The organism is Pseudomonas sp. QTF5, from assembly GCF_000512695.2.
Lineage (GTDB): Bacteria > Pseudomonadota > Gammaproteobacteria > Pseudomonadales > Pseudomonadaceae > Aquipseudomonas.
The window spans coordinates 1-11,023 of the sequence record NZ_AZRW02000070.1 but is presented as its reverse complement, the minus strand read 5'-3'; the positions used below and the strand labels follow the sequence as shown (position 1 = coordinate 11,023).

General features: G+C 57.6%; 7 protein-coding genes. 1 reads left to right on the top strand and 6 read right to left on the bottom strand.

What is annotated here, in order from left to right:
• Positions 1-223 precede the first annotated feature (223 nt).
• Positions 224-871: a peptide-methionine (S)-S-oxide reductase MsrA gene (gene msrA, locus IC37_RS28375; protein WP_030129439.1), complete on the top strand. Its 648-nt coding sequence runs from the start codon at positions 224-226 to the stop codon at positions 869-871.
• A gap of 150 nt (positions 872-1,021) precedes the next feature.
• Here msrA and IC37_RS28370 read toward each other — a convergent pair whose 3' ends face one another.
• The 6 genes from IC37_RS28370 to IC37_RS28345 all read right to left on the bottom strand — a co-directional run bounded on the left by IC37_RS28370 (position 1,022) and on the right by IC37_RS28345 (position 10,730).
• A complete protein-coding gene (locus tag IC37_RS28370; RefSeq protein ID WP_008009107.1) occupies positions 1,022-1,861 on the bottom strand; it encodes a 23S rRNA (adenine(2030)-N(6))-methyltransferase RlmJ in 840 nt (279 codons plus the stop codon).
• A 232-nt stretch (positions 1,862-2,093) separates the two neighbouring features.
• A complete protein-coding gene (locus IC37_RS28365; protein ID WP_030129438.1) occupies positions 2,094-2,417 on the bottom strand; it encodes a hypothetical protein in 324 nt (107 codons plus the stop codon).
• A gap of 355 nt (positions 2,418-2,772) precedes the next feature.
• The gene (locus IC37_RS28360; protein ID WP_030129437.1) at positions 2,773-3,189 is read right to left on the bottom strand and encodes a hypothetical protein; all 417 of its coding nucleotides are present in this window, start codon (positions 3,187-3,189) and stop codon (positions 2,773-2,775) included.
• Positions 3,190-3,200: 11 nt separating this feature from the next.
• The gene (locus tag IC37_RS28355; protein ID WP_030129436.1) at positions 3,201-7,985 is read right to left on the bottom strand and encodes an RHS repeat-associated core domain-containing protein; all 4,785 of its coding nucleotides are present in this window, start codon (positions 7,983-7,985) and stop codon (positions 3,201-3,203) included.
• Positions 7,985-8,722 carry a DUF4123 domain-containing protein gene (locus tag IC37_RS28350; protein WP_030129435.1) on the bottom strand — a complete coding sequence of 246 codons (738 nt, stop codon included), beginning with the start codon at positions 8,720-8,722 and terminating at the stop codon, positions 7,985-7,987. Before IC37_RS28350 ends, IC37_RS28355 begins: the two co-directional genes overlap by 1 nt.
• Positions 8,712-10,730: a type VI secretion system tip protein VgrG gene (locus IC37_RS28345; RefSeq protein ID WP_030129434.1), complete on the bottom strand. Its 2,019-nt coding sequence runs from the start codon at positions 10,728-10,730 to the stop codon at positions 8,712-8,714. Before IC37_RS28345 ends, IC37_RS28350 begins: the two co-directional genes overlap by 11 nt.
• Positions 10,731-11,023: the final 293 nt, after the last annotated feature.

Sequence of the window (11,023 nt, the reverse complement as noted above, 5' to 3'; positions counted from 1 at the left end):
ACCTCAGATTTGGGCGCCATCATAGCGCCCTATTGATGTGTCCAATTTCATTAGGCCAGTTCAGCTTGCTCGCGAAGGCGGCGTGACAGTCGACATTGATGGCGTCTGACACACCGCCTTCGCGAGCAAGCCCGCTCCCACATTGGGTAGTGCTTAACCGAGCGTCATTAGGCACACTGGCAGTCTGTTTATTTACATCTCAACCTGACTGAGAGGACTGATCATGGTTCTGCGCTCGGAAATCCTGGTGAACAAAAACGTGCTCCCGACTAAAGAACAAGCTCTGCCTGGCCGCGAAACCCCAATGACCGTGCCGGAAAAACACTTCGTCCACGACGCCCCGCTGCTGGGCCCGTTCGTCACCGACGTGGATTTCGCGATCTTCGGCCTGGGCTGCTTCTGGGGTGCGGAGCGCAAGTTCTGGCAGCGTGAAGGCGTTGTCAGTACAGCGGTGGGTTACGCCGGCGGTTTTACGCCGAACCCGACGTATGAAGAAGTCTGCTCGGGCCTGACCGGCCATAGCGAAGTGGTGCTAGTGGTCTACGAGCCGGCAAAAGTCAGCTACGAAGAACTGCTGAAGATGTTCTGGGAACTGCACAACCCGACCCAGGGCATGCGCCAAGGTAACGACATCGGCACCCAGTACCGCTCGGTGATCTATGCGACCAACCCGACGCAACTGGCTGCGGCCAAGCACAGCGAACAAGTATTCCAGGCCGAGTTGACCAAGGCTGGCAAAGGCACCATCACCACCGAAATCGAAGAAGCCCCGACGTTCTACTTCGCCGAGGCGTATCACCAGCAGTACCTGGCAAAAAACCCTGAAGGGTATTGCGGGATTGGCGGTACAGGCGTGACTTGCCCGATCTGATTTTCGGGCCCTGAAAAGCTTCGCGAGCAAGCCCGCTCCCACACTGGATCTGTGTCTGACCACACTCTGTGATCGACATGATCCCCCTGTGGGAGCGGGCTTGCTCGCGAAGGCGTCCTTTCAGACGCCATCAATGTATCTGATCAGCGATCAACTCTCGGCAATCAACCAATCCATCTGCCACCCACCCTGAGTCTGCCCAAGCTTCTTGGACAACCACGGCAGCAACTCACGCAACTCTTCCTCAAGCCCCCATGGCGGATTAGCAATCGCCAACCCCGAACCATTCAGGCTATTGGGCGTATCCAGCGGATGCACCAGCAACTCCACCCGCAACAACTTCGGCGCGCCCGTGCCTGCCAAGTCCTGATAAAAACGCCGCAACATGCGCTGGTCCTTCACCGGGTACCAGATCGCCGCCACTGTCTGGCGCATCCGGCCAATCGCCTCTTTCAACGACGCCGCACAGCGCTGCATCTCATCAAGCTGCTCAAACGGCGGATCAATCAACATCACCGCCCGTTTCTCCTGCACCGGCAACATCGCACGCGGCACATGCCAGCCTTCGCCCAAGTGCACCTTCACCCGACGATCACCGGCCATGTTGTCCTTGAGCAGCAAGCCGTCTTCGGGGTGCTTCTCGTTGAGCATCAGCCGATCCTGCGGCCGCGTCAGACGCCGCGCCAACTCCGGCGACCCCGGGTAATAGCGCAACTGGCCATCCGGGTTCATGTCGTGCAGCACCTTCATGTAATCGGCGGTCAACGCCGGCAAATCCGGCTGATCCCACAACCGCGCGATCCCTTCCAGGTACTCACCGGTACGACTGGCCTGATCGCCCTGCAGGTCATACAGACCAATACCGGCGTGAGTGTCGAGATAGGCAAACGGCTGCTCCTTGCGCGACATCAAGGCGATGAGGCGGGTCAAAGTCAGGTGTTTGAACACATCGGCGTGATTGCCGGCATGGAAGGCGTGACGATAATTCATGATTGCTCCTGCGAAGGCCGGGAAGTTTACCTTGTACGGCGCAGAACGTCAGGGGTTGGTGGCTGAGCGGGCAATCTGCACGCTGATCGTTCCCACGCTCCCGCGTGGGAATGCCTCAAGGGACGCTCCGCGTTCCAGCCACGCAATCGAATTCGTGCCTGACACCGATGTGACGCAGAGCGTCACGGGCTGCATTCCCACGCAGGAGCGTGGGAACGATCATTCTGCGGCGTTACTCCGAAGACCGAGCCCTCAACCGCCGCCCCACCACATCCAGCACATCACACCCATCCCGCAACGGAATGGCACACAGCAAGGCAAAATCACTAAGAATGAACGACTCACACTCGACCGAACCGCGCATCGACAGGTTCTCGAGCACCTGCGTCACGGCACGAATTCGATAGCTGGCAGCGTCATATAAAACATCGAGCGGCGCGTGGGTGTCGACGAACAGCGTGGGCATGTCGGTGCAGTTGCTGGTGAGGGCCATGAAGCGGTTTTTGGGGTGGGGGATTGGTTTTTCGTAGGGTGGGTCGGGGTGAAGTGTTTTCATTTTTTTAGACCTTGGTGATTGAGTTAAAAGCTACCAACGGCCTTTCCTACGGGCTTGGGTGGCAGCCGTACGCGGGAGTAGGAAACTGAGCAACTCACCAAACTCAGCCACGCCGTAGCGTGCCCCGCGCACAGCCGCCGCGAACGATGTTACGGACACAAGTTAAGTGCCGCAATCAAACGACAGCGCTGATGCGCGGTGAGTTGTCCAGGGTTCCTACACCCTGCCACTGCATTTGCAGCGACAGCCAAAGACTATCCATGGATCTCACTTCGCACCAGTTCATGGAAACCGATACGTTTTGAAGGAAACTTCCGACGACCTTGCCTGGAAATTTCGCTGCCGTGCCCCTCTGTCACCAAGTAGATTGGTCTTCAAGACTGGCCTTATGCAGATCGGTTTTCCATTCTTCGCTTGCCAATTTATATATATCTTCAAAAAATCCACGAGGATCGTCTATCTCTGATTCATCCCAAGCCATAGACGTATTGGCGTCGTAGTCGCTTTCAAACTGAGTAGAAAAATCAAAACTTGGCTGTATTAAGGCATCTTCGAGTATTTTAAACATCAAGAATCGGTGTCTATATGGTAGATGCTCAAGGTTACTTAACAAAAACAACTTAATAATTTTTTCTCTATCAGATTTTTCATTCGGATTATATACCCACAAAGCCTCACCAAGTGTTTCTTCACGATCAAAAATAGAAATCCCTCCCAACCAATACAAAAGTGTCGGCTCGAAAGGAAGGTCATACATAGGCCACTTTAACATTTTCACTTATCCTAATCTGGGAATGCAGTATAGGGTTTAACCACACCACCTTGACGAAACCTAACCTCTGAATAATTCAACTCATCTACATATTTCGGGTTTTGTAAATCCTTTTTATTAGGCTTATAGCCCCTACCGCCACCCGGCATTTCCCTCCTTACAACGGGATCCCCTGATTGAGTAAAACTCGTGGGAGCGGGAGGCTTTCGATTCATTCTAGAAACAGCATCATTTATTGCATGCATCTGTAGTAGCCAGCTTTTAAACTGAGAACTTGGGTTAATCCTCTCCTTTTTTCCTTTTTTTGTTGGATGGCTCCCATCAATCGATCTCTGCTTTAGCGCCACGCCTGGTATTTCAGGGTTATGTTTCGCAACAGTATGCATACCGTACTTGTCCTCCCACTCCAAAACCCGCCGCTTTGCATTAGCCTCAGCTAACTCATCAATCCGCGCTCTCCGCTGATCACCCGACAGCTTCGGCAGCGGCGGTTCACCCTCTTCAACCTTAGCGCCAGAAACATCATCCGGAGCCTTACACCCAAGCTTATTCGGTGGCGGACAGTTCCCGCTCAACCCCAACGGATCAACCCACCCCGTCGGATTCGGCGTGTACAGGTACTGGTTCAGCCCGCCCGCCAACTTGATCGGATCCGGCGTCAGATACCGACCCACATCCGGATCATAGTACCGATGCCGGTTGTAATGCAGACCGCTCTCGGCGTCGAAGTACTGCCCCTGGAAACGCAGTGGCTGGTCGAGTTGCTCGCCTCCACCGAGTGCCAGATGCGTGACCTTGCCGTAGGCGTTGTACTTGGCCGACCAGACAATCTCGCCACCGTAATCCGTCAGCTCCTGCGGCGTTCCGAGGTGGTCGAGTTGGTAGTAAAACGGGCAGGCTTTTTTCGGGCCTTTGCCGTCGAGCATGGCCAGTGGGCGGAAGCTGCCAAGTTCGTAGACGTAGCTGCGGTAATGCTCCTTGCTGCTTTCAGCGACGAGGTTGTCGCCCTGCCAGAAGAACTCGGTGGTTTTACCGTCGACGGTTTTGGCGATGCGGCGGCCGAAGGCGTCGTAGCGGTAACTGGAACAGCGACCGTCCGGCGTGGTGACGCCGATCAGCCGGTGCTGGCAGTCGTAGCGGTATTCGGTGACAAGTTTTTGTGCGGTGCCGCGGCGTTCGCGGAGCAGGTTGCCGAAGGCGTCGTAGTCGTAGTGGCGGTCGCCCTGCATCAGCAGGCGATTACCCAGCACCTTCGCAACGCCAGGACGATCCTGCATCTGCAGGTTGCTGGCCGGGTCGTGGGCGAAGGTTTCCGGCTGTTGGTCGCGGGAATGGCGGACGCGGATCAGTCGATTAAGCGGGTCGTACTGGTAGCTGCGCTGGCCGTGGCGGGTGTCGGCGATGTGGTCGAGATTGCCGTTGAGGCTGTAGGCATAGTCGCGGCGGTACAGTCTTTTTTGCTGTTGGCTGACGGCATGGGCCTTCAAACGGCCTTGGTCGTCGTAGGTATATTCGCTGAGCAGCAAACCCTGCTGGCGTTGCTGTTCGCGGTCGGATTTGTAAGTGTGACTTGTAAGACGCGCGCCATTAAGGTCGATGGCCGTCAGCGCGCCGCCCTTGGCATGGTGGTAATCGAGTTTGCTGCCGTCCGGCAGACGCAGACGGTTGAGCTGGCCGCAGGCGTCGTAGGCATAACGCATCGTGCCCCAGCCCTGGTGCTCGGTGATCAGGTGGTCCTGCTGGTCATACTCGAATTCCAGTGGGTGATCGTGGCCGTCGTCGACACTGGTCAGTCGGCCCAACGAGTCGTAGCGGTATTCGACCTTGATGCCGTCGGGCAGGGTTTTGGTCAGCAACCGCCCGGCCGAGTCCCGCTCATAAGCCGTGATCAGCTGCGAGCCGTCGTCGCCGAACTCGGTTTTCTCCAGTAGGTGGCCATTGAGGTCGTAAACGTAAGCTGTTCGGCGGCCGTCGAAGCCGGTTTCCTGTCGGATCAGGCCGTTGGGCGTGTAGTCCAGCTGATATTTTTCGCCGGATTCGTTTTCGATTTCCGTGAGCAACAGCTGCGCGTTGTCGTAGCGGTACTTGAGCTGGGTGCCGTCGGGGTTTATGCGGCGGCTGACCAGGTGCAGATCATCGGCGTATTCATAGCGGGTGACGCGCCCCAGTTCATCGCGTTCGGCGGTGATTTTGCCGTAGGTGTTGTAGCTGAAGGCGCGAGTGGCACCGGTAGGCAAAATCGTCTGGAGCAGTCGGCTGACGGCATCCCATTGGTACTGGGTGACCGCACCGTGTTCGTCCTGACGGGTAATCCGCCGCCCCAGCGCATCGTAGGAAAAACGCCGTACACCACCGTCCGGCAGTGTCTCTTCGACCAGCTGCCCCAAGGCATTCCAGACGAACACATGCCGACTGGTGTCCGGGTAGCGGATCGACAGCAAACGCCCCTGAGCGTCGTAGTGATAGTGGGTGACCTGGCCGTCGGGATCGGTAGCCTCGGTGACGTCCCCCTGAACATTGCGCTGATATTTCCACACCGCTTTGCCGCGATAGCGCGCGTGCAGGAAACCGTTGCGGTACTCGTAGGACGTTGGTTCGTCTTCCGGTGGAATCAGCGCCACCAACCGTCCGACTTCGTCATAGCGGTATTCAGTGACGGCCCCGAGCGGATCCTGCTCGGCCACCAACCGGCCCTGCTCGTCATAGGCCCTGAGCTGTTCGCCGCCATCCAGCTCAACCTTGCGCACCAGCCGCGCCCGGTCGTCGTGGACGTAAACCTCTTCGCTGCCATCGATGTTCTGGACGGTGACGCTGCCCTCGTCATCCCAGGTATACCGCGCGTCCATCTGCGCAAACGACGCCCAGTGGCGGATGCATCTGGCAGCCTTGCCGGACCTTTCCCACTCCCAGAAGAAACTCGCCCCACCAGCCAATTGCCGCTGCAGGATGACGTGCTGGTCATCGTAGTCGTAACGCTCGCTTTCACCGGCGGCGTTGGTGGCTTCGATGAGTCGGGCGCGCTCGTCGTAGCGGTAACCAACCAGTGTTTGCTCGGTCTGCCAGGCTTCATCGAGGGTCTGCGCCGGGACAAACACCTGATAGTCGACGGCGATCAGATGAGCGCGGTCATAACGCAACAGCAAGGCACGACCGGCGCCGTTGTCGAGGCGCTGGATGCGGCCCTGGCGGTCGCGGGTGATGCGTAGGCGGTTGTCGTAAGGATCGCTGATGGTTGTGAGAAAACCATTATGAAAATGGTAGAAACGTGCCTCGTCGCCGGCCTGGGCGAGGATCAGTTCTTCGGGTTCATTGCCGAGGTAAATCGCGGCGCGCGAGAGGCTGTTGTGGATTGCCGGGCGGGCGCTGCTCGGCAGCGGGAAGGTGGTGCGACGGTTTTCGTGGTCGATCCAGATGACAGTGTCGCCGTCGATTTCCAGCCGATGGGATAACGAATGGCTCCAGCCAAATCCGAGGCCGACATCGATCTCGGCGGCGCTGGTGCGGTAGAGCCGGGTGAAGTCGAACGGCAGGATGCCGTCCAGCGAACCGTCGGTGAGGGTCAGCAGTTCTTCGCCGGTGACCATCGACACCGGACATTTGTTGGTGGCGGTTTTATCGACGGAGTCGGCGCTGTCGCCGTTGGGGTTTTTCGCCTGAGCCGGGACGTTGTCGTGGTGTTCGTTTTGTTTGAGCGTGGTGTTGCGCTTGGCATCCCAGCGCAGTTGCATGCGACCTTGTTTGAGACCCGCAGCAACGCCGCGCGCGGCTACTTTTTTGTAGCGATCAACATAAGTAATGAAGCTGTTGATGATGTTGAAGATCGCTTTGACGAAACCCACTACTGCGTCGACGATCCGAGTGCCGTAGTTGGCAAGGCGTATAGCCAAATAGGCAATACCTGCGCCTACGCCCGCAAAAGTCAGAACTAGCCCGATCAGAATGTCGATGAGCAGTTGCACCACCACGGCTGAAACCGCTTCGGCAGTTTTGCCGGCGATTTCGCTGGGTGGCAGCATCTCCAACCAGAGGCTGGCCGTGCGCAGCAACAAACAAAGGGCCGCTTCATCGCTGACCAGCAGTTGCACCTTTTCCATTGTTGCCGGGAATTTCTCTGCCAGTTCGGCCAGTTTGTCGGCGCCGCTACCCAGGCGGCCAACGAACTTTCGGGGATCCTGGAGAATGTCCGAGAGCAGGCTGATGCTGTCCCATACACCGATAACCGCTGCCCAACTTCCCGCGAGTATTCCGTTACCGGCGGCCGCAAATGTCGATTGCGACCATTGCGGTTTGAACCCTTCCCACTCGTTGCGTAGCCAACCGTCCAGTTCTGATGTCAGGCCATCGTAAGAAGCAAAGAGGTCCTTGATTTGTGCCGGGGTCACTTCACCCTGGACATGGACGCGATAGAACTTGCCCGGTGTGCCTTCGAACTGTCCTTTACCGCTTTCGTCGAGCAAGACCGGTGTGCTTTCACCGCCATCACGGGCAACCACATCGACCTGAATATTCCCCAACGGAATGTCATAAACCGATTCAAACTTGCTCTCGATTTCCAAAATTCCATTTGCCGGGCACTGCGCAACACCCGAGAGAAAATCATCGTCGCCACTGCTCACTGCAGTCGTGGTGTTGCCGAGTTTTATCACCCGCTCCATGTCCATCAGCGACGGCAGATCCGTAGCTCGGCTAACCCTGTCCGCATTCCGGCTCAAGAAGCTGCCAAGTTGCTGGCGATACAAACTCAAGGTGTCTTTGAAACCGTCGAGCTCCTGCTCGATGCGTTCGATCTGATCCATCAGTCCAGCTCCGATATCAGGTAATCCACCAAAGCTGATTTCGGTGCTTGAGGCAGGTCCGGCGCTTGCAAAAAGATCGCAACTTTGTGCTGCAGTACGCGCTCTGAGAACGCCTCATATAAATCAGGCCGGTCTTCGCTCAACCACTTCAGCAAGTTGTTGATGTGTGTTGTTGCGGACTCGGCGGCGAGGTCTTCGAGCAGCGATTCGGACACTTCCCACCACGGAAAAACCCTGGAGGTTTTCAATGCACTGCCACCAATATCGAGCGGCAAACCATTGATCAAACAACGGTCGATGACAGGCATTAACTGCGTGGCGTTAACGTCGCCAGACTGAAGAATCGGCAACACATAACGCCCATCCCAGAAACGGAAAAACACCACGTTGCTGTTGGGCAGCAGAACTTGAGTGAGGCTGCGCAAATGCTCGACCAGCGCTTCTTGAGAGGCAGAAGAAACCGCCAGCCAACCCCAGTCTCGAGACTCGGTCGTGGCAACCCACTCCAGAAACTCACTGCCAGCAGCGACGATTCCGACATAGGGCATCACCGCTTCCCACTCGGCATACGCGGTGTCTGCCCAGATCGGACTCGGCGCTTGATCCGTGATCGAGCGTTGCCAAGCTTTAAAGGGTTCAGCAGCACTGGCACTGCTGAAGATCGCGAACAGTTGCTCCGACGGTTGCAGCAGCTGGCGCTCCAGCCAGGCATGAGGGGACAAGGCATCAGGCGGCACAAGCACCGTCCTTGCAGCGCTCGCATTCTTCGCAGAATGGGGCGTCGCTTTGCAGGCTGAGTATTTGTGCGGCACTGAGCAGCGCCGCCGGGGCGGCTGCGAGTTTCAACGGAACGTCCGGCCGGCTCGGCGCAGCAGTCATGGCCGCCATCGGTGCGCCACCGACCTGGATCGGCACGCTGCTGAAAATCCCGCCGGGGCCGATGTTGATCCACTGCCCGCCGGCCTGAATGGTCGCGCTGGCGCCGCCGTCGATGACCACTTGCTGGCCGGCGCTGACGTGGAATTGCTGACTGGCGTTGAGGGCCTGACTGGTCACGCGAATGTGCCGGTCGCCGACCACCACCAAGTGATCGTCCAGCCGCACTTCGGTCTGGCGCTGACCGTGGGTGATGCGTTTTTCGTCAGCCTTCAACTCATGGCGGGCGATGCCGGTGACGACGATGCTGCGCTGGTTGTCGACCTGCACTTGTTGATCGTTCAGTACATGCTGAGTCCAGTTTCGCTGGGCGCGCAGGTAAATTTCCTCGGCGCCCTTGCGATCCTCAATGCGCAATTCGTTGTAACCGCCGCCACCGGGACTACTTTGGCTGCGGAAAATGCTGCGGGTCTTGTCCGCCGGCAGATCGAGCGGCACTGGGGTCGCCGCATTGGGCAGGCAACCCATGACCAGCGGTTTGTCGGCATCGGCATCGACGAACCCCACCAGCACTTCCATGCCGACGCGCGGAATCATCACGCTGCCGTAGCGGTCGTGCGCCCAGCCAGTGGCTACGCGCAGCCAGCAACTGGAATGCTCGTTGAGCTGACCGTCACGGTCCCAGGCGAGCTGAACCTTGACTCGACCGTACGCGTCGCAATGGATTTCGCTGTCAGTCGGGCCGGTGACCACGGCAGGCTGATAGCCAAGCAAGCGTGGTTTTTCTGGCCCCAGCGGCGGGCGAAAAAAAACATCCCACGGCGTCGCCAGAAAGGTATTGCGATAGCCCTGAAAATCATCCGGGTTGTCGCTGGTGGCCGACTCTTCCAGCACCTGCGGCTGCCGGCCACGGTGTTCAATTTCAGTGATCAACCACAGGTCATTCCACGTTTGACGCGGGTGTTCGGCGAGGCGCAGGAAATGCCCACTGACTAAAGCAGATTCGTCGCCGCGACCTTCGGCCTGGCGGTAATCTGCACCGTGGCGCTCCAAGGCCCGTTGAGCCAGATGCTTGCCGTGTTCGCGATCGGTGAATTGGCCGGGAAAGTGGTAGTCCTCGAGCACCGGTCGCTGTTCGCTGTCGAGGCGGCTTTCGAGTTTCAAGCGCGGTTTATGGAAGTCGTAGTCCCGGCGAGTGACCGCTGTAGTCCGGGTTTCCAGCCGCACGTTGAAACGCTTGATCGCTGGCGCATCCGCGGCCATTCCGCTGCCCGGCAGGTACAAAGTCGGCTCGGGTAGACGGGGGAAAACCGTCTGATCATCACCGAAGACCAGAAGGTGCCCGTCGGGGCTGTGCTGGAAGTGGTAATGAATGCCGACTTCTGCACATAACCGCTGGATGAACGCCAGATCGCTTTCGGCGTACTGCACGCAATACTCGCGATCGGAGTAGTCGCTGCCGAGTCTGAACTCAAAGGCATCGCGCTGGATGCCATGGTCTTTGAGAACCTCCTCGACGATGGTCGGCACGTTTTTGCGCTGGAAGATTCGCTGATTGATACGCCGAGCGAGGTACGCCAGACGCGGTACAAGACTGATTTGGTAACCCGTCAGACGCTGGCCGGAATCGCTCTGGCCGACACGAAAAATCTGACCGTGAATACCGGAACCTTGTGCATCGAAACTCAGAAACGCCTGACGGTGCAGCAGGCTTTCGAGGTCAATGTCGGGCCGTTCGCTGACCAGTTCCAGGTCAAAGCGGTAGGGTTGGCTGATGGCTTCCTTGCCCGTGAACTCAAGTACCTTGAGCTCATTCTGGGCGCCGTCGAGGGTCAACGTGAAACGCGGTTGATTGGCAGGCGCGAACATCCGATGTGTCTCTGCAGAATGAAGGCGGGCGATTCTGCATGAGCGACAAGGGGTGTTGACGGAGGGACAATGAAATCAGATTTGCCCTACTTTTTTAGGGAGTTTTCCTTCACAAGTTGAGATATAGAACTACAGACATTCCTATCAGAAGCACCGCCAACAAATGTGGGAGCGGGCTTGCTCGCGAATGCGGTGTGTCAGTCGACATTAACGCTGCCTGTCACACCGCATTCGCGAGCAAGCTGATCTGGCCTAATGAAATTGGACACCTCAATAGGGCGCTATGATGGCGC

Coding starts and splice junctions, on each gene's coding strand:
- msrA (WP_030129439.1), top strand. CDS start 224: ATGGTTCTGCGCTCGGAAATCCTGGTGAACAAAAACGTGCTCCCGACT.
- IC37_RS28370 (WP_008009107.1), bottom strand. CDS start 1,861: ATGAATTATCGTCACGCCTTCCATGCCGGCAATCACGCCGATGTGTTC.
- IC37_RS28365 (WP_030129438.1), bottom strand. CDS start 2,417: ATGAAAACACTTCACCCCGACCCACCCTACGAAAAACCAATCCCCCAC.
- IC37_RS28360 (WP_030129437.1), bottom strand. CDS start 3,189: ATGTTAAAGTGGCCTATGTATGACCTTCCTTTCGAGCCGACACTTTTG.
- IC37_RS28355 (WP_030129436.1), bottom strand. CDS start 7,985: ATGGATCAGATCGAACGCATCGAGCAGGAGCTCGACGGTTTCAAAGAC.
- IC37_RS28345 (WP_030129434.1), bottom strand. CDS start 10,730: ATGTTCGCGCCTGCCAATCAACCGCGTTTCACGTTGACCCTCGACGGC.